The following is a 26,542-nucleotide window of genomic DNA, read 5'->3' on the forward strand; positions in this document are numbered from 1 at the left end:
GCCCGCGGCAGGCAACGAGCCCAGAGCAGCCAAAGAAACGCTTATTGTTTGATTACACAATAGTCAATATATATGTCATTGGGAAACGCGACATCCCTATCGATCCGTTCGCGGAACAAAACTATTATGCTTGGGCCGATCGAGGGGGAAGAGGTCGCTTGAAACGAACGCGAAACCAGCGCCCGCCGCGCGGTATCCAGTCCATCACGGTCGGCGCTTCGGTCCTGAGGGCGCTCGCGAGCGTGAGCGGCCCAGTACCGCTGCGCGACGTGGCCAAGGCGGCCGGCATGCCGGCAAGCAAGGCCTATCGATATCTCGTGAGCTTTGCCGTGCTCGGCATGGTCCGTCAGGACGACGCGACGGGACTTTACGATCTCGGGCCGTTTTCGCGACAACTGGGACTGACAGCTTTGGGCCGCATCGATGCGGTGGAGGTGGTCACGTCCGAACTGGCACGGCTCGCGGCGGCGGCAGGGCATGATGCGCACACCACGGTGTGGTCGCAGCTCGGTCCGATGGTGCTGAGATGGAGACAGGGCGCCAACGACATCGCGGTCCGGATCAACGAGGGATCGATTTTGCCGCTTCTGACGACCGCGACCGGGCGGGCTTGGGTCGCGCATCAACCGGCACAGATCACCGCGCCGCTGATCGAACGTGAACTCGAAGCCCTTCATGCCAGCAGCGGCCAGGCGCTGGAGGTTCTTCGCGCGCGCTACGGCGAACGCGTGGAAGAGGTTCGGCGCCTGGGGTTCTCCCACTCCGAAGGGGAGCGCCGCTCAGGAATCGATGCACTCTCGGTACCCGTGTTCGGTCCCGCGGGCGTCGCGTTCACGATGACCTTGCTTGGAACGCATGGCGACAGCGACTTCTCCTATGACGGACCGACGGTACGGCTTCTTACGGCGGCAGCTGCCCGCGTGTCGGCCCAACTTGGCGCCCGCAGTCGAAGCGATAGCGACAGCAGCTAGGCGGCGGGCTTGTTCCAGAGTTCGTGCCCCCCGCTTTCCGATTGAACGACGTCGAGCGTCATCGAGCCTACATGGCTGATAACGATCTTCACCTTGTCGCCGCCCTTTAACGGCCCGACGCCGGCCGGCGTGCCAGAGGCGATGATATCGCCGGGATAGAGCATCATGACACTCGAGGCCATGCGGATCATATCGGGAATGTCGACGATGAGATCCCTGGTGTTGGCTTTCTGGCGAACCACGCCGTTGACCTCGAGCAGCAGGTCGATGTCGTCATATCGCGGCACCTCGTCGCGTGTCACGATATAGGGACCGAGCGGACAAAACGTATCGTAGGATTTTCGCATCACCCGCTCCTCCTGGCCGCGAACCACGATGTCCAGCAGGCAGGAGTAGCCAAAAACATGGTCCATCGCGTCTTCGCGCGAAATCATCCGGCCGCCCTTTCCGATGATGACGGCAAGCTCGCATTCGTGATGGACCTGTCGTCCCTGGATGTTCGGCAGCGCGATCGGTTCGCGCGGGCCACTCAGACTGGAATTCGATTTGAGGAAGAAACCTTGTCCATCCGCCTTGAACTTCGAGATGAGGCCGGTGCCGGTCTTCATCTCCTCGACATGGGCGTGGTAGTTGGCCGGAAACGCGATCACCTTGTTGGGCCAAAGTATCGGACATTCGAGATCGGCGGTGGAAAGCGGCGTCCCGGCTTCACTTTGCGCCAATGCCTCCAATTGCGGCCTCGCGCGGTCGAAATCCGCAATCAGTTTTACCATGCCGACCGGAGGCCAGAAATCCGCTGATACCGAGGATGCCACTGTCGCATCGATCAGCCGGTCATCGACGACGACGCCGATGCGGCCACCGCCGAAACTTGCCAACTTCATTTCATGTCTCCGTTATTTCGTCGCCGCACCACCTGGTTCAACTCGCCTGTTCGCGGTAAAGCCCGAGCGCTTTCAGAACCGGGAAATCGTTGACCTGGAACATGACCGCTTCCGACGTCGATGAGCGGTTGCAGTGACCGTGCTCCGCCCAGGGCGGCAGCGCGAGGAAGTCGCCCTTGTCCCAGTCGAAGGTCTGGCCATCGATAGTGGTACTGCCGCTGCCGCGAACGATGTAATAGACCACGCTTCCGGTATGGCGGTGAGCCTTGCAGCGCGCGCCCGGGCGCAGCATCTGCAGCGCCGTTCCGATGGTCGGCAAGGCCGGGGCGCCGGTGAGCGGATTTTGGTATTCGAGGATGACGTCATCGAACGGATCGGGCTCGAGTCCGGCGGCCTGCTGCAAGGCTTCTTGGGCGCGATCCCGCGTATAGGCCAGAATCGGGCTGGCAAGCCCGGTGTGCGACGGCGTCATCGGCCGCATGATGCCGCTTCCGAATTCCCGGTACGACCGGTTGGAAATATTGGAAACCGGCTGTCGCGGCTGCGACGATGCTTCGAAGAAAGTGGCTTCGAGCGATCGGACCAGCGAGATGTCGAGCACATCAAGCCAGATCATCGGCTCGGATCCCTTGTGTTCGTGGTCGTGCCACGTCCAGCTCGGCGTTAACACCAGATCACCCTCGTTGATGGGGTACTGTTCTCCCTCGACGATAGTATCGACGCCCTTGCCCTGCATGATGTAGCGTAGCGCGGTCGCAGCGTGACGGTGGCCGGTCGCGACTTCGCCGGGCAAAATGTACTGGATGGAAGCCCAGAAAGTTGGGGTCGTTCCATAAGGAAGACCGGGATTGGTCAGCCTGATGGTGCGACGTTGTCCGCCGGCCTCCAGCTTGAGCTTGGCTCCGATCTTGTCGAGCAGGCGGTCAAGATCTCCGCTACGCCAATGACAGGGCTTCATGGCCGAGACCGGCTGCCGTGTGAACAGCGGCGGATCGTCCGGCTGGGCCACCCTGCAGTTGAAGCGCTCGAGTTCGGCGGAAAGCGCCCTCCGCTCCGAGGCGTCAGACATCATGGTTTCGGCCATTGCAACCTCCTTTATTTGTAGCGACGCCGCCGTTGACGGTCGGGAAAAGGCTTCAGTGCAGAAACGAGCACGCCGTCTTGTTGATGGGAGCGAACAATTCGTCGCCGGGCTCCGAATTGACTTTGCGGTAGAGGTCCCAGGGAGCTTTCGATTCCGCAGGGCTTTTCACCTGATAGACGTCGAGATCGAAGATGGCGCGACCATCCTCGCGAATCTTCACGGACTTTCCGAAGTAATCCGCTGGCGTCGACTTCATGGCGCCGATGACGGCATCGGCATCGGACGAGTTGGCTGCCTTGACCGCACGCAGGTAATGCAGCGTGGCGGCGTAAAGCGATGCGTGAGTCTTGTTCGGCTTACGCCCCTCGATCTTCTCGAAACTGGCCGCGAATGCGCGGGCCGCATCGTTCTGGTCCCAGTAAAAGCTGGAAGTCACGTACAGCCCCTGTGCGATGTCCAGACCCAGACTGTGGATATCAGACAGATAGGTGATCAGGCCGGCGATCTTCTTGCCCGATTGCGCAAGGCCAAATTCATGGGCCTGCTTCATCGACGCCACGAAATCATTTCCGACGGTAGCGAATGCCACGACCTCGGCGTTGGTTCCGGCCGCGGTCATGATGAAAGAGGAGTAATCCATGGTCGAGGTGGGAACCCAGACCGTACCGACCGAGACGCCTCCCTTGCGTGCCAGCACGGCTTGAGCGGCGCCCTCCATGGTGTGGCCGAAGGCGAAATCCGCCGCGACGAAATACCACTTCTTCAGACCGCTCGAGACCAGCGCGCCCACGGTTCCCGCCGCGAGCGCATTGGTATCCTCGGCCCAATGCACCCCATACGGCGAGCAGGATTTGCCGGTAAGCTCCGCGGTCACGCCGCTTGTCACGATATCGATGGTGTGATGCTCTTGGGCGATCTTCTGCACCGTAAGGGAGACCGCCGATTGCGGGAGATCGAGCAGCACGTCGACATGCTTCTGGTCAAGAAACTCGCGCGCAAGGTTAGCGGCGATATCCGGCCTGTTCTGGGTATCGGCGGAGACCAGCTCGATCTTCTTGCCTAGGACCGAGCCTCCAAAATCGTCGATAGCCATTTGAACCGCAGTTAGGGAGGCCTTCCCCGTTACATCGGCACCGAAACTGGAGAGATCGGTCAAAACACCCAACTTCAGTGTTGGCTCCGCGCGGGCCGGCACGGCCGCCGCAAAGAAGATGACTGCGCACAATGCGCGCGCAACGTTAACCGAACAATTGACCACCGCGGTCGCCTCCTTTGTTTCCCACGCCCTTATCAATTTGTGCCCCACGCGCAACGAGCCACGGTTCCCGGGACGCCACATCCCCAAACCTCGCCCGCGTGACTCTGTCGTCGTCGCCGCCTCGAACCAACCGCGCAGTCCCGCGGAACGGCGAAAACGCCAGACTTTTGTTATCCATTAGCATACGCATATGTCAATGGATCAAGACGGGTCTAAATTTAAATCAACGCAGCAATGCAAGCCACGCAGTTAAAGGCAGATATCGGGGCCTGCCGGGGATCCGGCCTCCATGACAGCGTTGCGAATTGACACATTCATATGCCAATGGCACACAACCACCTCGTCGTCGGTACCGTAGGAGCAGGCATATGCGGGAGATCAAGGATATCGCCATCGTCGGGGCGGGCCTGGGCGGGCTGACGTCCGCGATCGCGCTGCGGCGGCAGGGCTTCAACGCAACTGTCTACGAGCAATCATCGAGTTTGTCGGAAATCGGCGCCGGCGTCCAACTGAGCCCCAACGCCATGAAGGTACTGAGGGCCCTGGGACTGGAAGACGAGTTCAGGAAGATATCGTTCGAACCCGATCGCCACGTCGTACGAAGCTGGAAGAGCGGCCGCGTTATTTCCGCGACGCAAATGAAAAACGTCTATGAACGTGAATTCGGCTCCGGCTATTTCGGTGCTCATCGAGCTGACTTGCATAAGCTGCTCGCCCACGCCCTGCCGGAAGGCACCATCCGACTCAACGCAAATTGCATCGATGTCGGCACGGTCGATAACCATGCGGTCCTGAAATTCACCGACGGTGCGGAGATCAGGGCCGATATTGCGGTGGGCGCAGACGGCATCCATTCCAATGTGCGCAACTGTTTATTTGGAAAAGAGTCGCCGCGGTTTACAGGAAACGTCTGCTGGCGCGGGCTGGTGCCGGTCGAAGATGTGCCGAAGGGGATGTTCGCGCCCGACATGACGGTTTGGTTCGGTCCCAACTCGAACGTCGTGCACTACTACGTTCGGGGAGGGAAACTCATCAATTGGGTCGCGAGCCACGAATCTGACTGGTCCACGGAATCATGGCGCAGCGAGGCGAGCATCGCTGAAGTCGTCGAAGCCTACAAGGATTGGCATCCAGATCTGACCAAGCTGTTTGCCGCAACCAAGCACTGCTACAAATGGGCTCTTTTCGACCGGTCCCCGCTTTCGAACTGGAGCAAAGGAAGGGTGACTTTGCTCGGAGATTCCGCGCATGCGATGCTGCCCTATCTTGCGCAGGGTGCCTGCATGGCCATCGAAGATGCCTTTGCGCTGGCGTCCTCCTTGGCCGCAGACAGACAAGAACCCAACGCAGCCCTTGAACGATACGAGGGCCTGCGGCGTGACCGGGCATCCCGTGTGCAAAGCGCAGCCAACGCGCGCGCCAAAGTGAACCATCTCACCTCGAGATGGGCAAGGCTCAAACGCGATACCGCTTATGCGTGGAGAAAGCTCATTAAGCCTTCATCGCACACTTATCAAATCGAGTGGATTTACGGTTATGACGTCACCAAAGAGTGACGGCGAAGCTAGACCGATACGGCTGCGCCGCTCGATCGCACCCCTGATTCAAAACTGATAAGGAAACTACTCTTTGCTTATCAGTCTGCAGACTGGCTCCGTTTCGACGATTTGCTTATCAGTCAGAAACTGTAAACCGAGGTGTAAACCGCGGCCGATTTGCGCGTTGGCTAAACCGCTAAGTGCTTGAAAAGCTTGGTGGGCGCACCAGGGCTCGAACCTGGGACCCGATGATTAAGAGTCATCTGCTCTACCAACTGAGCTATGCGCCCGGAACCGGCCCGGAAAGCCTTCGCAAGAGCGCGTCGTTTAGCAAAGCGACTCCCCGATGTCCAGCAAACCGGCGGGGTTTTCCCAGTCTTGTCGGCGGGAGGCTAAACCGAAAAAGCCGCCGGGATCCAGCGGCTTTCCCAGGCTTTCGATCGATTGAAGGCTTGCGGGCTCAGAGCCGCTCGGGGCCCTCCCGGCCGCCATGATCCCTGTCCGATCCGCCATCCCGATCGCGATCCATGTGGCGCTCGGAGTCGCGGTGCCGCCAGCCTTCGCCGCCGAACCGGCCTTCCATATGGGTCAGGATGGTGAGGCGGCGTTTCTGGCCCTCGTCGAGGGTCTTGTAGAGCGGGTCAGCGGCGTCCGCGATCTTCTTCAGCGCCGTCGCCGTGGTCGCCATGGTGTCGGCGCGCTCGCGCAGGCGCGCCACCGGGTCGGGTCTCTGAGCTTCGTCCCGCGGCGCGTTCATCCGCGCATTGGCGCGATCGATTCGCATTTTGGCGAAATCCCGCACCGCGGCCTCGACCGGCGGCCATAGTTTTTCCTGATCGGGATTGAGCTTCAGCCCGGCGTGAACGGCGGCGATCTTCGCGTCGGTCAACGCCGCCCGGTCCTCGGGGTTTATTCGCATGTGCTCGTGAAACCAGGGACGGTGCTGGGCATAGACTGCGGTTGAACCGGCGATGGCAAGTGCTGCGATCCCGGCGATGGCAAACTTCTTCATGTGAACCTCCTTTGAAGGTTGCACCAGCATGGCGGGCTTTGGCGCGCAATCAACTTACAGTTTGGAAATGGAAGCACCTCTTACCAACATGTAATCTTCACCGTTCAGCGACCGTTCAGATCATGCCGAGCAGCCGCGGCAGCCACAGCGAAATCTCGGGGATGTAGGTGATCAGCCCGAGGAAAATCAGCATCGCGCACAGCCACGGCAGCACCGCGACGGTGATTTCGCTGATGCCCATTTTCGCAATGCCGCTGGCGATATAGAGATTGAGGCCGACCGGCGGATGACACAGCCCGACTTCGGTGTTCACGATCATCAGCACGCCCAGGTGAACCGGATTGACGCCGATCTTGGTCGCCAGCGGAAACAGGATCGGCGCCATGATCAGCAGGATGGATGACGGGTCCATCACGTTGCCGGCCATCAGCAGCAGGACGTTGACCACCAGCAGGAACGCCCACAGGCTGAAATTTTTGTCGATGATCCAGGCCGCCATCTCCTGCGGAATCTGCTCGTGCGTCATCAGGAACGAGAACAGCACCGCGTTGGTGATGATGTAGAGCAGCATCGAGCTCATGCTCGCCGCCTGCAGCAGCACCTTGCCCACTTCGCGCAGCTTCAATTCCTTGTAGACGAACACGGTGATGAAGAACGCGTACACCGCGGCCACGGCGGCGGCTTCGGTCGGCGTGAAGACGCCGCCGTAGATGCCGCCGAGCACGATACCGATCAGCAGCAGGCCCCACACGCTCTCGCGGAACGCGGTCCATTGCTGCCGGAGCGTCGCCTTTGGCATGCGAGGATAGCCCTTGCGCCAGGCGATGAACCAGGTCACGGCGGCCAGCATCAGCGCCAGCATGATGCCCGGCACGATGCCGGCCATGAACAGCGCCCCGATCGAGGTGTTGGTGGAAACGCCGTACAGCACCAGAATGATCGACGGCGGCACCAGGATGCCGAGCGCGCCGGAGGTCGAGATCACGCCGACGCCGAAGCGGCGCGGATAGCCGTGTTCCACCATCGCGGGCATCATGATCGAGCCGATCGCGACCACGGTGGCGACGCTGGATCCCGAGATCGCCGCGAACATCGCGCACGCCGCCACGCCGGCTAGCCCGAGGCCGCCCGGCAAATGGCCGACCAGCGAGACGGTGAAGGCGATCATGCGCCTCGCCACCCCGCCGCGGGTCAGGAAGGTGCCGGCGAGGATAAAAAACGGAATCGCCATGATTCCGAAATTGTCGAGGCCGGAAAACAGTTTCAGCCCGACGCTCTCGATCGGCACTTCCGTCATCGTGAACAGGAAGGTCAGCACGGTCAGGCCGAGCGAAATCGAGATCGGCATGCCCGTCAGCATCAGGGCAAACAGCAGTCCGAAAATAAGGGCCGCACTCATTACGCTTCTCCGAGCGCGACGGGGGCGTCGGGACTGACTTCGATGCCGTCGATGTTGGTCGCGTCATGATGCGGCAGTTCGCTGGTGCGAAAGTAGGTCCACGACACCTGCAGGAAGCGGAAGCACATCAGATAGGAGCCGAGCGGGATGCAGGCGTAGACCAGCCAGCTCGGCAATTCGAGATCGGGCGAGACCTGGTCGGTACCCATCAATTCGAACACGAATTTCGCGCCCATGGTGCCGACGATGAAGGTGAACAGCGCGCCACCCATCAGGCCGAACAAAATCACGCCCTTCTGCCAGCCCGGATTGAGCCGCTTGATCAGCACGTCGACGCCGACATGGATGCCGGTCCGCACCCCGTAGGCGGCGCCGAACTTCGCCATCCAGATGAACATATAGATGCACAGCTCCTGCGACCAATCGAGCCGGATCGGGAACAGAATTGGATACAGCACGGGAATGTCGACCAGGTAGCGATGGACGACGGCGACAAAGGTGATCAGCGTCGCCGCGCCCATCAGGCTCGCGATGATGATTTCCTCAAGCCGGTCCAGAAAACGTAAAAACATCGATATCCCCCGCGACGATCGAGCGGCTGATGAAACCGCCCGACCAAGCACCTTCCCGCGACCGTGCCGGCCGCGGACCCCGTCTGTAGCGATCCCTTAGGGACGGCTCAGTTCATCGGGCCGCGGCCCGTTTCCTTCAGGAATTCGTCGATCAGGGGCTGGCCGACCCGGCTGGCGACGTCCTTGTAGACCGGCATCATCGCCTTGCGCATCGCCTCGTCCTGCTCCGGCGTCAGCGTGACGATTTCGGTCTTGCCGGATTTCTTGATGGCCTCGAGCGCCTGGTCGTTGTCCATTGCCGACTGACCGTTGCCGAATTCGGTCGCTTCCTTCATGGCCTTCGTCAGTTCGTCGCGAATGTCCGGCTGCAACCCGTCCCAGAACTTCTTGTTCACCACCACGACGTAGCCGATGTAGCCGTGGTTGGTCACGGTGGCGTACTTCTGCACCTCGTGCATTTTCTGGGTGTAGATGTTCGACCAGGTGTTCTCCTGGCCGTCGACGACGCCGGTCTGCAGCGCCTGATAGACATCCGAGAACGCCATCACCTGGGGGATCGAGCCGAGCGCGCGGAACTGGGCTTCCAGAACCTTCGACGACTGGATCCGGAACTTCAGTCCCTTGTAGTCGGCAGGCGCGATCAGCTTCTTGTTGGCGCTCATCTGCTTGAAGCCGTTGTCCCAGTAGGCGAGGCCGGTCATGCCCTTGGAATCCAGCAATTTGAGCAGCCGGGCGCCGAGCGGACCGTCGGTGACCTTACGCAGCGTCTTCAGGTCGGGCAGGATGTAGGGCAGATCGAACACCTCGAATTCCTTGATGCCGATCGGCCCGAATTTGGAGTTCGACGGCGCCAGCATCTGCACCGCGCCGAGCTGCAGGGCCTCGAGTTCTTCCTTGTCCTTGTACAGCGTCGAGTTCGGATAGACTTCGACCTTGACCTTGCCGTTAGTATATTTCTCCGCCAGTTCCTTGAACTTGTCGGCGGCCTTGCCCTTCGGCGTATCGGACGCCACGACGTGGCTGAATTTCAGGATGATCGGCGCCTGCGCCGCCGCCGGGCCGGACAGACCCAATGCCAATGCCGCGAACGACACAGCAGCCAATACCAGTTTACGCATTTTTCCTCCCGCGAGATTTTTGCAAAGCGCGGAGCAGCCCTGCCCCGATGCCTATTCCAGATTCCAGCGGCACCAATACAGAGAAGCGATGCGGAATGCCATTGCCCGTTAGCAGGGGCCGTTTGTATAATTTTGCTGCAGTGCAAAATGATGAAACGTGGCGTTTGCTGCCCTTCTTCTCCCCTCCCCCCACGAGCGAAGCGAGTGGTGGGGAGGGGTCGGGGGTGGGGGGTGGCGCCGCGTTTACTGAACCCACGTTTTCTGCTGATAGACCCCCCACCCCCGACCCCTAAGAGCGAGCTTCGCTCGTCTCGACCCCACCGCTTCGCGGAGGGAGGGGAGAAGAGTGTGACCGAGCAGTCAGCTTGCCGCCGCCGCCGGGATGTCGCGCTGGCGCTTCATGACGATCTTGTTGAGAGCCCCGAGATAGGCTTTGGCCGAGGCCACCAGCGTATCCGGATCGGAAGCCCGCGCCGTCATCGAGCGGCCTTCATGGGCAAGCCGCACCGACACCTCGGCCTGGGCGTCGGTCCCTTCCGTGACCGCGTGGACCTGATACAGCTCCAGCTTCGCCTCGTGCGGCACCAGCAGCTTGATGCAGTTGAATACCGCATCGACCGGACCGTTGCCCTCGGCTTCCTCGATTTTGACCTGGCCGTCGACATTGAGCTTCATGGTGGCGCGCTGCGGACCATGGGTGCCCGCGATCACCGTGAGCGAGGTCAGCTTGATGCGGTCATGCGAAGCGGCGATCTCCTGATCGACCAGCGCCTCGATGTCCTCGTCGTAGATATCCTTCTTGCGGTCGGCGAGCGCCTTCATCCGCACGAAGGCGTCTTCCAGTTGGTTGGCGCCGAGCTTGTAGCCCATCTCCTCCAGCTTGTGCACGAACGCATGACGCCCGGAATGCTTGCCGAGCACCAGTGACGACTGCTTCAGGCCGACCATCTCCGGGCGCATGATCTCATAGGTCGACGCGTCCTTCAGCACGCCGTCCTGATGGATGCCGCTCTCATGGGCGAACGCATTCCGGCCGACGATCGCCTTGTTGTACTGCACCGGGAACGAGGTCGCCGCCGACACCAGTTTCGACGCCCGCGTCAGCATGGTGGTGTCGATCTTGTTCCACCATGGAAACTTGTCGTTGCGCACGTTGATCGCCATCACGACTTCCTCGAGCGCGGCATTGCCTGCCCGCTCGCCGATGCCGTTGACGGTGCATTCGATCTGCCGCGCGCCGCCGGCGATGCCGGCCAGCGAATTCGCGACCGCCATGCCGAGATCGTTATGACAGTGCACCGAGAACACCGCCTTGTCGGAGTTCGGCACCCGCTCGATCAGGGTGCGCATGAAGTGGGTATATTCCTCGGGCACGGTATAGCCGACCGTGTCGGGGATGTTGACCGTGGTGGCGCCGGCCTTGATCACGGCCTCGACGATCCGGCACAGGAAGTCCATCTCGCTGCGGGTGCCGTCCTCGGCCGACCATTCGACGTCGTCGATATGGTTGCGCGCGCGGCTGACGTTGGCGATCGAGGTTTCCAGCACCTGCTCCGGCGTCATGTTGAGTTTTACGCGCATGTGCAAAGGCGAGGTGGCGATCACCGTATGAACGCGGCCGCGCCGGGCGAACTTCACCGCTTCCGCGCAGCGGTCGATGTCTTTCGGATGCGCCCGCGCCAGGCCGGCGATCACCGAATTCTTGGAGCGCCGGGCGATCTCGCTGACCGCCTGGAAATCGCCTTCGGAGGTGATGGGAAAGCCGGCCTCGATGACATCGACGCCCATGTCGTCGAGCATCTCGGCCACCTCGAGCTTCTCCTCGAAGCTCATGGTGGCGCCGGGGCATTGTTCGCCATCGCGCAAAGTGGTGTCGAAAATAACGACGCGGTCCTTGTCGGACTTTTTAGCGGGGGTCATCGGAAAGTTCCTTGTAGCTGGTGCGCTGACGTTCTGAGCGCTGAAGGGGGCTTGGTGATCTCGCGCAACCCCTGAGTGCCCAGGCGCCAACGCCCAGACGGCCCTCAGGGGCAGATAAGAAGCAGAAGCCCGCCAAGGAGCAGGGTGGGCACGGACGCAGCCGGAATCGCTTCGGGACGGGCGGCATCGGCCGCCTTCCCGTGAACTCCGAACATTTCGCTGCGAATCAGCATTGCCAGACCCTTTTGGAAGCCCGATTCTCGGCCAAAACCATTGACGGTTCGTTGCCAGGGACGCGCTTTCCGTGTTCGTTCTAAACGAGAAATGTGGGCCCCCGCAATGCCAAAAGATAGTCAGACAGGCTGACCTTTTCCCTTACCCTCCCCTGGAGGGGGAGGGTCGATCGCGCAGCGATCGGGGTGGGGTGACAGTCTCTCCCCTCGAACGCTGCCTGTGTTGAGAGACTGTCACCCCACCCCGTCTCACATTTCGCTACGCTCCATGTGAGCCGACCCTCCCCCTCCAGGGGAGGGTAAAGAAGGCACGCGAACTCCCGATTGAAATTCCAAACAGCCGAGATGATTTCACACAAGCGGCCGCGTTCTCCCGGCGATGTGCGTCGTTCGGTCACCCTTCGTCGCTTCCCTCCTCCACCAAAGGTTGTCATCCCCGCGAAAGCGGGGAACCAATACGCCGCGGCTTATCGAGTCAATCACTGGCGTCTCGGAGTACTGGATCGCCCGCTTTCGCGGGGATGACGGCTAGAGAGTGTGGAACGTCATTGCGAGCGCAGCGAAGCAATCCATTCTTTCTTTTTGTTGCTGCATGGATTGCTTCGTCGCTTCGCTCCTCGCAATGACGGCAAATACAGATACACGTTCGCGATCTCGCGGCGCAGTGCGTCCGAGGTTTGCAATCAATCTCCGCCCTGAAAACAGAGGGCGTGGGGAATGCCGGGCGCCCGATGCACCCGCAGCCTCGTGTGCGCATGGGGTAGTAAGTATGCACACGAGTATTCACAGCGAGCCACCGGAATCACCCGACATTCCCGCACGCAATGGTTTACGGCTTATACCGTGCTCTCCCCGGTGATCGGCTTTCTTGCCACCGTCGTCAGCGGTTACCGCCAACTTGACACCAGCGTCGGGGTGTCAGGACCACACGTCTTCGCCGTCCGCTGCAAGCAACGCCCGTCAAGCGCGCCGCCGCGTCCACCGCATCCCGCCCCGCGTCCGTGACGTCGCGAGCCGCCCCTCTGAGTGGGACAGGACGGCAACAGACTTACAACTGATTTGGGTCTTCGGAAAATCAGAATATTTTTTCGAAAGGGGCTGGACACGATATCGCGCAGTGAGCCCGTCGGGCAAATCAGTCCCTTCGCGCTTTGTAATCCACGCGGCAGGACGGCTTCGTCATCGTCACCGGCGCGGTGACTTGCCGGAACATGTTCGATGTTCTCCGCGGCTAACCGGCAACGCAACAGGCCGCGAAGGGCCACAGGCGGAAGTGCATTGATTTGGGTTGAAAGACCTACCGAGTTAAAGACGTTCGGCCGACTGGCACGACGCCAAAACATGGGATCCGTTAGTTCGCGCTGAAGGGCATCTGGCCCTTGGCCTTGACAGTCCAAGTCTGAAAGTCCGCGCCGATACCGCCATACTCGGCGCCCACGCCCAACGTCACCCCGCTTGCCAGTTTGGCGCCAATGCCGGCGGTGAGCCGCGCCGACCAGCCCTCAAGCAGCGGTGTCGAGGCGAGGGGGATGCCGCCTGCCGCCACGATCGCGGCCGCATCATCCTGGTTGAAATAATAGTCGCCGTAGATGCCCAGATACGGCGCAAGCGAGATCGTGTCGGTCCAGGCGAAGGGATACACAGCCTTCACGCCGGCAGAGGCGCGGCCGGTGGAGAAATCGTCGCTGGATTGCTGCGTGCCGAGCGAGTCGATATAGGCGCCTTCGTTCTCCCAGAGAGCATAGACCTTTGCCGACGGCTCGAAGAGCAAGCCCCAAGCCTTGTACGTGCCGGTCAGGCCGGTCGAGACCAGCCAGCGGTTGCCGCTAAAATTGCCCTGCGCGGTGCCGGCAGTGCCGTTGTAGCCGATACCTGAATATGCGACCGCCAGGTCATAGCGAAGGGTGGGAACTATCTTCCAACCGAGATAGGAGCCGATGGTCCAGCCACCGCCCGTCAGTTTGCCGTTGATGTCCTGCTCTGTGAAATTGAAGTTCTCGTAGCCGCCGACTACACCGACGATGAAGTTCGGCCGCATCTTGTAGGTCAGCCCCGCCAATGCATTGACCTGAAGGCCGTAGAGCGAGGCAGCGGTTGTGGTGATACCGCCGAAGTTCGTCGTCGTCGAGGTCAGGCGGTCGAGCCCGGTGCCGCGGACATCGATCCAGAACAGCCAGTCCTTTTGCTCGCGGAATTTCTTGGGCGGCGCCTTCCGCGGCATCTGCTGATCGATCGCGGCGAACGCATTGTCGATCCGCGACGTGGCGCCGCGGCCCCCCGTATTGCCGACTGAAGCGGCGTCGGAGCTATAGGCATTGCCAGTTCCGCCACCCAAAATGCTGCTGCGGCCCGTGCCGGTGGACGCAGATGTCGCATCGGCTTGATCATCACGGTCCTCGTAGGGATCGGCCGCGAAATTGAAGCGGACGCCCATCTGGCCCGGGGTTGCGAAAATCCAGTCGTCGGCGAAGCCCTCAGTGATGGCGTCGTCGATCGCGCTCGAAATGGCTTGTCCGGAGTTCTGCGCGATCAACTTGGTGACGTTGACCTGCAGTTGGTGCAGCTTGACGCTGTCGGCCGGGATACTGACGGTCTGCGTGAGGCCCGCGGAGGCGCTCCCGGCGAACGTGGCATTGCCGGCATAGACCACGGTAATGCTGTGCGCTCCGCTCTTGAGCGTCGAGATGGTGAAGGTCGCAACCCCACCCGACAGCGTCGCGGCGCCGATGGCCACGCCGGAATCGTTGAATGTCACGGACCCGCCCGGCGTTCCCCCGGATCCAGCGACCGTCGCGGTGAAGGTGACGGCCTGGCCGAAATTGCTGGGATTGACGGACGATGCCAGCGATACGCTTGTGCTAACCGCCTGATAGGTGAAGCGGTCGCTTGCGGAAGCGGTGCTGGTGCCGCTTGCGTTGGTCACCGTGATATCGACGGCGCCGATGCCCGGCGGCGAGATCGCTGTGATCGACGTCGCCGAGTTGACGGTGAAGCCCGTAGCGTTGGCGGAGCCGAATTTCACTGTCGCACCGCTAAAGTTGGTGCCTGTGATGGTGACGGAAGTCCCGCCGCTCGGCGGACCCGAAGCCGGCGAAACCGCGGTCACCGTGGGCGGCCCAATGTAGGTAAATTGGTCGGCAGCCGACGTCGCGCTGGTGCCACCCACGGTCGTCACCGTGATGTCCACAGTACCGGTGCCGGCGGCCGAGGTCGCGGTGATCGAAGTCGCCGAGTTGACCGTGAAGCTTGTTGCGTTGGTCGATCCGAACTTCACGGCGGTCGCGCCTGTGAAGTTGGTGCCGGTGATCGTGACCGACGTTCCGCCGGACGACGGTCCGGAGGTCGATGAGATCGACGTGACTGCGGGAGCCGCGACATAAGTAAACTGATCGCTCGCCGTGGTCGCGCTGGTGCCACCGGGTGTGGTCACGGTGATGTCGACGGTGCCGGTGCCGGCCGGCGCGGTGGCCGTGACCGAGGTTGCGGAGTTTACCGTGAATGTGGTCGCGTTGGTCGCGCCGAATTTCACGGCGGTGGCGCCGGAGAAATTGGTGCCGGTGATGGTGACCGAGGTCGCGCCGGTCGTTGGCCCGGATGTCGGCGAGATCGACGTGACCGTCGGCGTGCCGAAATAGCCGTATTGATCGGACGCGGACGTGGCTGATGTGCCGCCGATCGTTGTGACGGTGATGTCCGCCGTCCCGGTGCCGGCGGGAGAGGTGGCCGTGATCGAGGTTGCCGAATTGACAGTGAAAGCAATCGCATTGACGGCGCCGAATCTCACGGCGGTTACAGTCGTGAATCCCGTTCCGGTAATGGTCACCGACGTTCCGCCTGCCGCAGGACCCGCGTTCGGCGATATCGACGTCACCGTCGGCGCCCCGATATAGGTGAACTGGTCCGCCGCCGAGGTTGCCGACGTTCCGCCGGTTGTTGTCACCGTGACGTCCACCGTCGAAGTCCCCGCGGGCGAGGTCGCGGTGATCGAGGTCGCGGAAGTAACGGTGAAGCTGGTCGCATTGGTGGCGCCGAACTTGACCGCGGTGGCGCCCGTGAAGTTGGTGCCGGTGATGGTGACGGTTGTACCGCCCACCGTGGGTCCGGATGTTGGCGAGATGCTGCTCACGGAAGGTTCTGGAAGATAAGTGAAGTCGCTTGTGCAGGGGGAAGTGCCGCCTGCTGTAGTCACTAAGACACAAACAACTCCGGTTCCGGCTGGGGCGGTTGCCGTAATAGAACTGCTCGAATTGACCGTAAAACTAGTCGCGTTGTTCGCGCCGAATCTTACGGACGTCGCGCCGCTGAGGTTAGTCCCTGTAATCGTGATGGTCGTGCCGCCCGCAGCGGGCCCTGTCGTCGGTAAGATCGACGTGACCGCCGGCGTGCCGAAATAGCTGTATTGATCGGACGCGGACGTGGCTGATGTGCCGCCGATGGTTGTGACGGTGATGTCCGCCGTCCCGGTGCCGGCGGGAGAGGTGGCCGTGATCGAGGTTGCCGAATTGACAGTGAAAGCAATCGCATTGACGGCGCCGAATCTCACGGCGGTTACAGTCGTGAATCCCGTTCCGGTAATGGTCACCGACGTTCCGCCTGCCGCAGGACCCGCGTTCGGCGATATCGACGTCACCGTCGGCGCCCCGATATAGGTGAACTGGTCCGCCGCCGAGGTTGCTGAGCTTCCTCCGACGGTTGTCACTCTCACGTCGACGGTGCCGGTACCCGCAGGCGACGTGGCTGTAATCTGCGTCGCCGAATTGACGGTAAAGCTCGTCGCATTGGTGGCTCCGAACGTGACCGCTGTTGCTCCCGTGAACCCGATACCAGTGATCGTCACGGTCGTTCCGCCCGTCGCAGGCCCTGACGTAGGCGAGATCGAGGTCACCGTTGGCGCCGCGACGTAAGTAATTTGATCTGCCGCCGAAGTTGCCGATGTCCCGCCGGGGTTCGTCACCCTTACATCGACCGTACCGGTGCCGGCTGGCGACGTTGCGGTGATCTGCGTTGCCGAATTGACGGTAAAACTTGTCGCAGCGGCGGCGCCGAAGGTCACCCCCGTTGCTACTGTAAAGCCGGTGCCCGTAATCGTCACTGTCGTGCCGCCTGTCGCGGGCCCTGACGTCGGCGAGATCGAGGTAACGGTCGGTGCGGCGACATAGGTGAACTGGTCGCTCCCTGACACTGCCGAGGTGACGCCTGCTGCCGTCACCGTAACATCGACGGTGCCGGTGCCGGGCGGCGCGGTCGCGGTGATCTGGGAGTTGGAATTGACTGTGAAGCCGGCTGCGGCCACCCCGCCGAAGGTCACGGCCGTCGTGCCGGAAAGGCCGGCACCGCTGATTGTTACGGACGTGCCGCCCGCTGTGGGCCCTTCTGTTGGACTGATCAGCGAGACCCTTGGCAGCACTGTCAAGGGAGTCGGCGTGGTTGCAGTTGACCCTATGAGCGATGAAGGCCCTGTAGCCGACACTTGGCCGGTCGTATAGGAGTACGTACCTGGCGCTGTAGCTTGAATGGACAATACAACCGAGCAACTCGCATTCGCATTCAGCGTAGTACCGCTCACACTAAAAGTGTTCCCCGATATGGTCATCAGGCAAGTACTGCCTACGGTGCCGCCAAGGCTAAAGCCGGCCGGCAACGTGGTCTGGGAAACTGATACACCTGTAATAGTAAAACTGTTTGGATTGCTTACGGTGATGGTGAGTGTCGAGTTGGCACCTGAAGCGATCGAGGTGGGCGCGAAGGCAGCAGAAATAGTTGGCGGAACGTCAGCCTTTGCTGGGATGATTGAGCCAAACAGCAGAAGTAAGGCAAACCAAATTACCCAATTGACGTACGCGCATTTGTGACGAAGGACACTAGAGGCTGCAAGAACGCTTCCGAAACGAAGCCCCGCCAGCCAACTTCCCATTCCAGGCATTCCAAAAACCACGAAAACAGAAACATCAAAAATCGGCGGGGATTAATATCGAGGTCGCCTTCTCCAGAAAAGTAGGGGTCACGGGTGGAATCGGAACGTGATGTCAAGTAATTGAGTAGTGTGACTTGCGCGCAACATCTGGTTGCTAGACCCGCAGAGAATCAACGCCTTGGTCCCGCGGTTGACCTGCGATCCGCATTGCCGGTATGGCGAGGGGAGCGCATCCTGCTGCTCAACCGAACTCATCTTTGGAATGCAGGATTGACCGGCTGCCAGGCCTTTTCGGACGCGGCAGCGGAGGAGATTGAAGGGGGCGGTATTGCTTTTCAAAACGGCGGGCATGCTGATCGCGCTTCTGATCGGCGCTGCATCGATTGTCCGCGCGAGCGCTGAGACGCCGTACCCCAACCGGCCGATCCGCATCGTTGTGCCGTTCGGGCCGGGCGGCTTCGCCGATATCACGGTCCGCCTGCTGGCGCAGAAGCTCACCGAACGCACCAACGCCGAGGTGGTGATCGAGAACCGTCCCGGCGCAGGTGGAATCACCGCCGCCACCACCGTCACCTCGGCGAAGCCGGACGGCTACACCCTGTTCGTATTCTCGAGCGGCATCGCGCTGTCGAAATCGCTGCTCAAGTCGATGCCGTTCGATCCGGTCGCCGCGTTCGCGCCGATCTCGACGCTGGCCCGGTTCGACCTGCTGCTGCTGGTGAAAGCGGACTCGCCGATGCGCTCGCTGAAGGACGCGCTCGACGCCGCCCGCGCCGATCCGCAGAAATTCAACGTCGGCACGATCAGCCCTGGCAGCACCCAGAACGTCACCGGCGAACTGCTGCGCTCCACCACCGGCATTGCGATGACGGTGGTGCCGCATCGCACCTCGGCGGAGGTCCTGACCTCGCTGCTCCGGGGCGATACGCAGATCGGCATCGAGTCCTACGCCGCGCTCAAGTCGGCGATCGACGCCGGGCAGATCCGCGCCGTCGCCTCGTCCGGCGGCATGCGTTCGCCGCTGTTGCCTGACGTGCCGACGCTGCGCGAGAGCGGCGTCGACGCCGCGGTGGACGGCTGGAACTCGTTGGTGGCACCGGCCGGCACGCCGCGCGACATCGTCGCCTTCCTTAACGGCCACATCCGCGCGATCATCGGCGATCCCGACTTCCGCAAGCGCATGATCGAACTGGGTGGCGAGCCGGTGGCGAGTTCGCCGGAGCAACTCGACGCGCGGCTCAGATCCGATATCGACATGTGGGCCAGCGTGGTCAAGAAAGCCGGTCTCGAACCGAACTGAACAGACAGAGTGCCCATGCCCGACAGTTTCAAGATCGACGCCCACGTCCATGTCTTCACGTCAGACATGCCGCTGATCGACAATCCGCGCCACGCGCCGACATACAGCTTCACCCACGAGGAATTGATCGAGACCCTCGACCGGAACGGCGTCGACCGCGCGGTGATCGCGGCCGCAAGCCCGTGGGGTGACTACAACGATTACATCCTGGCTGCGCTCCGCGCCCACCCCAACCGGCTGCGCGGCACCGCGATCTTCAAACGCCCGGTGGAACGAGTCGTGCTGGAGGCGATGAGCCGCGACGGTTTCGTCGGCGTGCGGCTGCCCTTCATCGGCCTGCCCGAGCTTCCCGACATCACCACATTCGAATATCGCGCGCTGTTTCGCCGCCTCGCCGACCTCGGCTGGCACGTTCATCCGCATGTCGAAGGCGAAGATCTGCCGAAAATCCTGCCCACGCTGGAGGCCAGCGGCGTCAAGATCGTGGTTGACCATCTCGGCCGCCCCGATCCGAAATCCGGCGTCAACAGCGCAGGCTTCAAGGCGCTGCTGCGCTCAATCGACACGGGGCGCACCTGGGTCAAGATCTCCGGCGGCTACCGGCTCGGACCACAGGCAAGGGATTATGCGCGCGAGCTTCTCCGCGCCGCCGGCCCCGATCGGCTGGTGTGGGCGAGCGACTGCCCGTTCGTCGGCCACGAGGGCCAGTTCCCGTATCGAACCACCATCGACTGGCTGGTCGAGGCCATTCCCGCCGCCGCCGCGCGCGCAAAAATCTTCGGCGCGACGGCGCGAGACCTCTACTTCAACGGCAAGTGATCGATGGGCGCCGACCGTATCGTGCCGGCAGGAATCTTCTGATTCGCGCCAGGCGACGCCGGATCAATAGCCCGACCCGGGCTCGCAAGCCACGTTGCCATTACCCCAGGGGTCGCTTGCAAATGCGCCGACGCGAGGAGCCGGGACGCAGCCATGCGCCTCAACGTAACGCTGTTGTTCCGGCGCGGCGCTAGCCTCAGCGTTCGCCGCGTGGTGCCGCCACGTTTCATGACTCTCGCGAGCCATAGCGGGAGTTGCGAGCATGGCCGCAGCGATCAGTCCGGCCGACAGAAGTTTAAGGCTGGTCATTGAATTTCTCCGTATCACATGAGAAGTCGACGTGCGACTCCGCCCTCCAAATGTGAGGGCCACCGGCCGTTTAAAGACAACGGGTTCTCACGTTGTTTCAATGCACCGTGACGGGGGCAACGTGTATGATCACGAACTCCGGCGGCCGTGAAGTTGAACCTGTCCCGGGCCCGCGCTCACTCCATTCGCAGCAGGGCCACTGCCAAGGCCGTCATTTTCCCGACCCAGGCGGCGAACAAGGAGGGTGAAGAAAGCCGCTATTTGTTCGCCGCTTTTCCCGCGGTCGCCTTCTTCTTCGCCCGCCCCTTGCCTTCATTCTCCAGCGCCTCGCGCACCTGCTCGAATTCCTGCAGCGACGCCTTGTCGGCTCTCGGAAATCGCAAGTTCAGCCCTTCCAGCGCGCTGATGATCGCCGAACCGATCACGACGCGTGCGAACCATTTGTGATCGGCCGGCACCACGTACCATGGCGCTATCGCGGTCGAGGTGTGCCTGACGATGTCCTGATACACGGCCTGGTATCTGCTCCAGTATGCGCGCTCGGTAATGTCGGCCATCGAAAATTTCCAGTTCTTCGAGGGCTGGTCCAACCGGTCGAGAAACCGCTTGCGCTGTTCCTCCCTGGAGACGTTGAGGAAGAATTTCAGGATCACGGTGCCGTTGCGCGCGAGGTAACGTTCGATGGCGGTGATGTCCTCGAACCGCTCGCGCCAGATGTTCTTGTTCATCAGCCGGTGCGGAATCTTCTCCTTGGCCAGGATTTCCCGATGCACCCGCGTCACCAGGCATTCCTCATAGTAAGAGCGATTGAAGATGCCGATGCGGCCCCGCCCCGGCAGCACGATCATGCTGCGCCACATGAAATCGTGGTCGAGTTCCTGGGATGTCGGCTGCTTGAACGAATGGACCTCGCAGCCCTGCGGATTGACGCCGTCGAAGATGCTCTTGATGGCGCTGTCCTTGCCGGAGGCATCCATGCCCTGAAAGATCAGCAGCACCGACCAGCGGTCCTGCGCGTAAAGTTTTTCCTGAAAATCGCTGAGGCGTTTCCGGTTGGCGTCGAGAATCTTTTCGGCCTTGTCCTTGTCGAGACCGCCCTTCTCATTGGTCTTGTGCGACTTCAGATGAAACACGCCCGTTCCGTCGAAGCGGAACGGCGCGACAAAGGGCTTCAGCTGGGTACTCAGAGATTGCGCTGGTTTCTTGCTCATGACGGAGTTCCCGGTTCAATGTTCAAACGGTACACGGCGCGCACGGGCGGCGCCAGACTGCGAGCTACGAAGCGCTACGCCGAAAACTGCCGTTCGATAAACGCGGTGACAAAGCGCGGCATCGCCGCCGTGAGATCGCCCCTGCCGCGCACCAGATGGATCGCGGCCAGTTCCGGCTGATGTTGCCGGGCGAGATTGGCTTCGATCCTGGCCCGCAGCGCGTCGCCTGAACCATCGACGTCCAATACCCTGATCATCGCGACCGCAACGCCGGAGACGACGCAATCCCACTCCGCGCCGGCCCGGTAATCGGCCGGCGCCAGCCCGGTTTCCTCCTCGACCTCGCGGGCGACGCTGCCGGCGATATCGACCGCGTCACCCCTGATATCGTCGAGATCGGGCGTGCCCGACGGGAAGTAGATACGCCCGGCATTGGCGGTGTGCCGGCCCATTTCGCCCATGACAAACGCGCCGTCGGAGCACCGCAGCGCGCCCATCCCGAAGCCGTTGAACACCGAGGTGTCCGGAAAGCCCCAGTCGCGCCACGCCAGGAAACTGGCGAAATCGGTCTCGAAAAAGTCCGCGCTGAAGCGGTCGGGGCTAAAAACCGGATGACGCGCCAGCAAGACGCGTCCGTTAAAAAGCTGCGGCTTCTCGCCCTGCTTCAACGCAAAATGCGCGTCGATGTCGGCGCGCCGCTGTTCGGCGAACGGCCACGGCGCCGGCCGCAAAGCCAGATCGAGCGCGGTGACGCGATGAACGACCGGGAGCGTCATTGCGTCCGGCGAATTCTATTTCGCATTCATTCCCGTGGTCTTGCTGGCCTGCTCGACATATTTGTTGGTCCAGGTCTTGCTGACGTCGACATTGGCCTTGGCAACCTCCGGCGAGCTCTCGCTGAACACCGCGAGCACCGCGTCCGCCCCCTTGGGATCCATCTTGCCGGTTTCCGAATACATCGGGATCGTGTTCTTCAGCGCCGCGAGATAAAGCTCCTTGTTCTTGCCGACCATTTCCGGCGGCATCTTCGCCATGATATCTTCAGGCGAATGCGCGTGGATCCATGCCAGCGTGTTCAGGATCGCAGCGGTCAGGGCCTGCACCTCCTTGTCGTGCGAAGCGACCCACGCCGTGGTGGAATAGAGCGCGCCGCCCGGATATTCGCCGCCGAACACCGCGAGCGTATCTTTCTGCGTGCGGGTATCGGAGAGGATGCGCAGGTCCGGATGGCTGCCTTGCAGCACCGTGACGGAGGGATCGAGCATCACGGCGGCATCGATCTGGCCCTGCTCCATCGCAGCGACCGCGGTAGCGCCGAGGCCGACGCCGATCACCGAAGCGCTGGCCGGATCGAGGCCGTTTTTCTTCAAGAGATATTTGAGGAAGAAATCGGTCGAGGAACCCGGCGCGCTGACGCCGACCTTCTTGCCGGCCAGATCCTTGATCGATTTTATCTCATTCGTGTGCGAGGGAGATACGACCAGGACGAGGCCGGGATAGCGGTCATAAACGACAAAAGCCTGCAGTTCCTGCTTCTTGGCGGCGAGATTGACGCAGTGGTCGAAGTAGCCGGAAACCACGTCGGCGCTGCCGCCGAGCACGGCCTTGAGCGCGTCGGATCCGCCCTTCAGGTCGACCAGTTCGACGGCAAGGCCGGCCTTGTCGAATTCGCCTAGCTGCTTTGCCAGCACCGTCGGCAGATAGCACAGGCAGGCGCCGCCCCCGACCGCGATGGTGACCTTGCTTTGCGCTGCAGCAAGATCGGACATCAGAAACAACGCCAGAAGCGTCGCGGCCAGCCTGCCCAGGATCGTTCTCATGAATTCCTCCGTGCCATCGTCGTCACGCGCACGATAGAGCAGCGCGTGGTCCTTGAGAAGGCGGCTTCACCGGCTCTGGTCAAAGTCTCTTCGGCGACATAGCATCCGCCCCACAAAAAAACTGCAAACGGGGAGGATATCCATGAACCGCATTGTTGCTACCCTATCGATCGCTGCCGCCTTCGCTGCCGGCTGCGGCGTGACGCACCTGATGCAGCCCGCGCGGGCCGCCGCCGAAAACATCACGGCGCAGATCATTCACACCCAGGATTTTTCCGGAGACGCGCTCGGCCCGGCCAATTCAGGCGGGATGCATTCCAAGATGTTCGTTTCCGCCGACGGGTCCACGATCTCGATCCAGGACGGCAATGTGGGCAAGCACATGCATCCCAACACCAACGAGATCCAGTACATTCTTGAGGGCACCGGCACGATCTGGCTCGGCGACCAGGAAGTGCGGGTCAAGCCCGGCGATCTCGTCATCATCCCTAAGGGCACCGCGCACGGCGGCACCAAGCCAGACGGCCGGCCGCTCAAGGCGATCGCGATCAAGACGCCGCCGCAGGCGCCCGACGATACCAAGATGCTGGACTGATACATTTCCGATCGTCATTCCGGGATGGTCCGAAGGACCAGACCCGGAATCTCGAGATTCCGGGTTCGATGCTTCGCATCGCCCCGGAATGACACTCTCAACAATCAGACCCTACCCTCTCCCATCCGCGACCGCCGGCCGCCACACCAGCAGCCGCCGCTCGACTGCCGTCACCGCCATGTCGATCAGGATGACGAAGGCCGACAGCACGAACATGCCGGCGAATACGCCGGCGACGTCGAAGGTGCCCTCGGCCTGCTGGATCAGATAGCCGAGCCCCGCCGCGGAGCCGAGATATTCGCCGACCACCGCGCCGACCACGGCGAACCCGACCGCGGTATGCAGCGAGGAGAACATCCACGACAGCGCCGACGGCCAGTACACGTGCCGCGTCAACTGCCGTTCGTTCATCCCGAGCATGCGGCCATTGTCGAGCACGGTGTCAGAGACCTCCCGGACGCCCTGGTAGACGTTGAAGAAGACGATGAAGAACACCAGCGTGACCCCGAGCGCGACCTTGGACCAGATACCAAGCCCGAGCCACAGCGTGAAGATCGGCGCCAGCACGACCCGCGGCAGCGCATTGGCCATCTTCACATAGGGATCGAACACCGCGGCGACCCGGGGCTGGCGCGCGAACCAGAAGCCGACCATGACGCCGCCGAGGGAGCCGATCGCGAACGCGAGAATCGACTCCCACAGCGTGATCGCGAGGTGTTTCCAGATCACGCCGGTCGAGAACCAGTCGACAATCTGGCTGCCGACATCGACCGGATTGGAAAAGAAGAACGGCGGCAGCAGCATGCGCCCGAAGATCGGCACCGTGGCGAACAACTGCCACAGCCCGAGCACGACGACCGCGACCAGCAGTTGACAGGCGAGAAGCATCAAGCGGGACATCGTGACAATCTATCTCCGGGTCATGCTATCTCTCGCGTCGTCGCGGCGAACGCCGGGACTCATAATCCCGGGCGTTCATTGTTGAACAAGGTCTCCGCGTCATCGCCTAAACGAGAGTTCACGGCGTATGGGTCCCGGCGTTCGCCGGGACGACGCGAGAGTTGCCGGAAAATTTCGCATCACGGCTTGGAAAACGTCCCGATCAGGCCGGTCGCGCTCTTGACGTGGCCGTCGAGCGCCTTGATCACCTCGTCGCGCGTCATCCCGGCCTTCAGCGCTGACGGCTCGAGGTCGGTCGCCATCAGCGTGAAGGTGTAGTGATGCGGCGCGCCGGGCGGCGTGCAGGGTCCGAAATAGCTCGGCAGCTTCATCGTGCTTTGACCGCCGACATATTTGTCGCTCGGCTTCGAAACCTCGCCTTCGGCGAAACCGGTGACGGAAACCGGAATGCCATACGCCACCCAGTGGCTGACGCCGCCCGGTGGACGGCCTTCCGGATCGAACATCAGCAGCGCGTAGCTCTTGGTTCCCTCGGGCGGGTTGGCCCAGGAGAACGCCGGCGACACGTTTTCGCCGACGCAATTTGGATTGCTTTTGTTGTTGCCGGCATATTTCGCCGCCAACCGCTCGCCGTCCTTGAAGTCAGGTGAGCTCAGCGTGAATACGCCCTGCGCTTTGGCGTTCTGAGAACCGCAAAATGCGGCAAGCGTGACGGTAGCCGCCAGAATTGAACCACGTAACAGCATGACATCTCCCTCAATTTTTGAGTTTGCGATCCGAGTGTAGCCTTCGCCGCACATTGATCAAGGTTGGGTTAAACCGGCTCCTGCCGCCGCTTGCGACGATTGCGCGTAACCCTTCAACACCTCGGCTTTCAAAACACTCCATATCTCCTGATGAAGCGCGTGAAACTCCTTCTGCAGCCGGGCTTCGAAAATGTCGCGCGGGCGGGAAAGCGGCACGCGCCAGTCGCCGATGATGCGCGCACCGGGACCCGCCGACATGATCACGACGCGGTCGGCAAGCGCGATCGCCTCCTCGAGGTCATGGGTGACGAACAGCACCGCCTTGCGGTCGGCATTCCACAGTTCCAGCAGCAAATTGCCCATGATCTGCCGCGTCTGGGCATCGAGCGGCCCGAACGGCTCGTCCATCAGCAAGATCTTGGGATCGCGGATCAAGACCTGGGCCAGGCCAACGCGTTTGCGCTGGCCGCCGGACAACATATGCGGATAGCGATTGCCGAACGCCCCGAGACCCACCGCCGTGAGCCAGCCCTGCGCACGTTCCAGCGCCTGCGCGCGCGGCGCACCCTTGATCTCCAGCCCGATCGCGACATTGTCGATCGCGGTCTTCCAGGGAAACAGCGCATCGGCCTGGAACAGATAGCCGGCCTCCCGGTTGAGGCCTGCCAACGGCGAATCGAAGATTCTCACCGTTCCCGAGGCCGGCCTGAGCAGGCCGGCGGCGACGTTCAACAGCGTCGATTTTCCGCATCCGGTAGGCCCGACGATGGCGACGAATTCGCCATGCTCCACGGAAAGCCGGGCCTGCTCCACCGCGGTATAGACCCGCCCACCGGCCAGACGAAACGCCACCGTCGCGTCGTCAAGCGCGACCGCCGTTGGCTCTGCCGTGTCCACCGCGTCCCCCTCCAGGTCCGGATGATGCCTTAGCGGTTACCA

At 61.9% G+C, this 26,542-nt stretch carries 20 protein-coding genes and 1 tRNA gene; 5 read left to right on the forward strand and 16 right to left on the reverse strand.

The window, feature by feature from the left end; genetic code table 11:
- The first annotated feature begins 158 nt into the window (after window positions 1–158).
- Window positions 159–971, forward strand: coding sequence for an IclR family transcriptional regulator (locus B5527_RS31310; RefSeq protein ID WP_172842729.1), 813 nt, complete (start codon window positions 159–161; stop codon window positions 969–971).
- Here B5527_RS31310 and B5527_RS31315 read toward each other — a convergent pair.
- From B5527_RS31315 to B5527_RS31325, 3 genes are read right to left on the reverse strand one after another with little or no spacing between them, the layout of a single operon-like run.
- Entirely contained in the window at window positions 968–1,855 is an 888-nt protein-coding gene (locus B5527_RS31315; RefSeq protein ID WP_079604948.1) for a fumarylacetoacetate hydrolase family protein, read from the reverse strand. The genes B5527_RS31310 and B5527_RS31315 overlap by 4 nt on opposite strands.
- A gap of 37 nt (window positions 1,856–1,892) precedes the next feature.
- Window positions 1,893–2,939 carry a cupin domain-containing protein gene (locus B5527_RS31320; RefSeq protein WP_079604949.1) on the reverse strand — a complete coding sequence of 349 codons (1,047 nt, stop codon included), beginning with the start codon at window positions 2,937–2,939 and terminating at the stop codon, window positions 1,893–1,895.
- A gap of 52 nt (window positions 2,940–2,991) precedes the next feature.
- Window positions 2,992–4,278 carry an ABC transporter substrate-binding protein gene (locus B5527_RS31325; RefSeq protein ID WP_079604950.1) on the reverse strand — a complete coding sequence of 429 codons (1,287 nt, stop codon included), beginning with the start codon at window positions 4,276–4,278 and terminating at the stop codon, window positions 2,992–2,994.
- A 287-nt stretch (window positions 4,279–4,565) separates the two neighbouring features.
- Here B5527_RS31325 and B5527_RS31330 point away from each other — a divergent pair, with 287 nt between their 5' ends.
- On the forward strand, window positions 4,566–5,753 hold the full coding sequence (locus tag B5527_RS31330; RefSeq protein WP_079604951.1) for an FAD-dependent monooxygenase: 1,188 nt from the start codon (window positions 4,566–4,568) through the stop codon (window positions 5,751–5,753).
- A gap of 196 nt (window positions 5,754–5,949) precedes the next feature.
- On the opposite strand, the gene B5527_RS31335 is transcribed toward B5527_RS31330, so the two are convergent.
- The 7 genes from B5527_RS31335 to B5527_RS31370 all read right to left on the reverse strand — a co-directional run bounded on the left by B5527_RS31335 (window position 5,950) and on the right by B5527_RS31370 (window position 17,813).
- Window positions 5,950–6,025 (reverse strand) — tRNA-Lys (locus tag B5527_RS31335).
- Between the two features lie 170 nt (window positions 6,026–6,195).
- Complete coding sequence (locus B5527_RS31340) at window positions 6,196–6,747, reverse strand: Spy/CpxP family protein refolding chaperone (protein WP_079607649.1); 552 nt, start codon at window positions 6,745–6,747, stop codon at window positions 6,196–6,198.
- Between the two features lie 115 nt (window positions 6,748–6,862).
- Complete coding sequence (locus B5527_RS31345) at window positions 6,863–8,146, reverse strand: TRAP transporter large permease (protein ID WP_079604952.1); 1,284 nt, start codon at window positions 8,144–8,146, stop codon at window positions 6,863–6,865.
- Window positions 8,146–8,718, reverse strand: coding sequence for a TRAP transporter small permease (locus B5527_RS31350; protein WP_079604953.1), 573 nt, complete (start codon window positions 8,716–8,718; stop codon window positions 8,146–8,148). Before B5527_RS31350 ends, B5527_RS31345 begins: the two co-directional genes overlap by 1 nt.
- Window positions 8,719–8,825: 107 nt before the next feature.
- Window positions 8,826–9,836: a TRAP transporter substrate-binding protein gene (locus B5527_RS31355; RefSeq protein WP_079604954.1), complete on the reverse strand. Its 1,011-nt coding sequence runs from the start codon at window positions 9,834–9,836 to the stop codon at window positions 8,826–8,828.
- Window positions 9,837–10,196: 360 nt separating this feature from the next.
- The gene (locus B5527_RS31360) at window positions 10,197–11,756 is read right to left on the reverse strand and encodes a 2-isopropylmalate synthase (protein WP_079604955.1); all 1,560 of its coding nucleotides are present in this window, start codon (window positions 11,754–11,756) and stop codon (window positions 10,197–10,199) included.
- Between the two features lie 1,584 nt (window positions 11,757–13,340).
- The gene (locus B5527_RS31370) at window positions 13,341–17,813 is read right to left on the reverse strand and encodes an IPT/TIG domain-containing protein (RefSeq protein ID WP_338065141.1); all 4,473 of its coding nucleotides are present in this window, start codon (window positions 17,811–17,813) and stop codon (window positions 13,341–13,343) included.
- A 418-nt stretch (window positions 17,814–18,231) separates the two neighbouring features.
- On the opposite strand from B5527_RS31370, the gene B5527_RS31375 reads away from it, so the two are divergent.
- Window positions 18,232–19,203: a Bug family tripartite tricarboxylate transporter substrate binding protein gene (locus B5527_RS31375; RefSeq protein WP_079604957.1), complete on the forward strand. Its 972-nt coding sequence runs from the start codon at window positions 18,232–18,234 to the stop codon at window positions 19,201–19,203.
- Window positions 19,204–19,218: 15 nt separating this feature from the next.
- Window positions 19,219–20,022, forward strand: coding sequence for an amidohydrolase family protein (locus B5527_RS31380; RefSeq protein WP_079604958.1), 804 nt, complete (start codon window positions 19,219–19,221; stop codon window positions 20,020–20,022).
- 566 nt (window positions 20,023–20,588) lie between these two features.
- Here the strand turns inward: B5527_RS31380 and B5527_RS31390 are convergent.
- From B5527_RS31390 to B5527_RS31400, 3 genes are all read right to left on the reverse strand, one after another.
- A complete protein-coding gene (locus B5527_RS31390) occupies window positions 20,589–21,542 on the reverse strand; it encodes a polyphosphate kinase 2 family protein (protein ID WP_079604960.1) in 954 nt (317 codons plus the stop codon).
- Between the two features lie 74 nt (window positions 21,543–21,616).
- On the reverse strand, window positions 21,617–22,318 hold the full coding sequence (locus B5527_RS31395; RefSeq protein WP_079604961.1) for a hypothetical protein: 702 nt from the start codon (window positions 22,316–22,318) through the stop codon (window positions 21,617–21,619).
- A 15-nt stretch (window positions 22,319–22,333) separates the two neighbouring features.
- The gene (locus tag B5527_RS31400) at window positions 22,334–23,362 is read right to left on the reverse strand and encodes an ABC transporter substrate-binding protein (RefSeq protein WP_079604962.1); all 1,029 of its coding nucleotides are present in this window, start codon (window positions 23,360–23,362) and stop codon (window positions 22,334–22,336) included.
- Between the two features lie 142 nt (window positions 23,363–23,504).
- Here B5527_RS31400 and B5527_RS31405 point away from each other — a divergent pair, with 142 nt between their 5' ends.
- Window positions 23,505–23,957 carry a cupin domain-containing protein gene (locus B5527_RS31405; protein WP_079604963.1) on the forward strand — a complete coding sequence of 151 codons (453 nt, stop codon included), beginning with the start codon at window positions 23,505–23,507 and terminating at the stop codon, window positions 23,955–23,957.
- Window positions 23,958–24,068: 111 nt separating this feature from the next.
- On the opposite strand, the gene B5527_RS31410 is transcribed toward B5527_RS31405, so the two are convergent.
- The 3 genes from B5527_RS31410 to B5527_RS31420 form a co-directional block, all read right to left on the reverse strand.
- Complete coding sequence (locus B5527_RS31410; protein WP_079604964.1) at window positions 24,069–24,857, reverse strand: ABC transporter permease; 789 nt, start codon at window positions 24,855–24,857, stop codon at window positions 24,069–24,071.
- A gap of 179 nt (window positions 24,858–25,036) precedes the next feature.
- Window positions 25,037–25,603, reverse strand: coding sequence for a YbhB/YbcL family Raf kinase inhibitor-like protein (locus tag B5527_RS31415; protein ID WP_079604965.1), 567 nt, complete (start codon window positions 25,601–25,603; stop codon window positions 25,037–25,039).
- Between the two features lie 57 nt (window positions 25,604–25,660).
- A complete protein-coding gene (locus tag B5527_RS31420; protein WP_079604966.1) occupies window positions 25,661–26,500 on the reverse strand; it encodes an ABC transporter ATP-binding protein in 840 nt (279 codons plus the stop codon).
- Between the last annotated feature and the right edge of the window lie 42 nt (window positions 26,501–26,542).

The organism is Bradyrhizobium erythrophlei, from assembly GCF_900129425.1.
Lineage (GTDB): Bacteria > Pseudomonadota > Alphaproteobacteria > Rhizobiales > Xanthobacteraceae > Bradyrhizobium > Bradyrhizobium erythrophlei_C.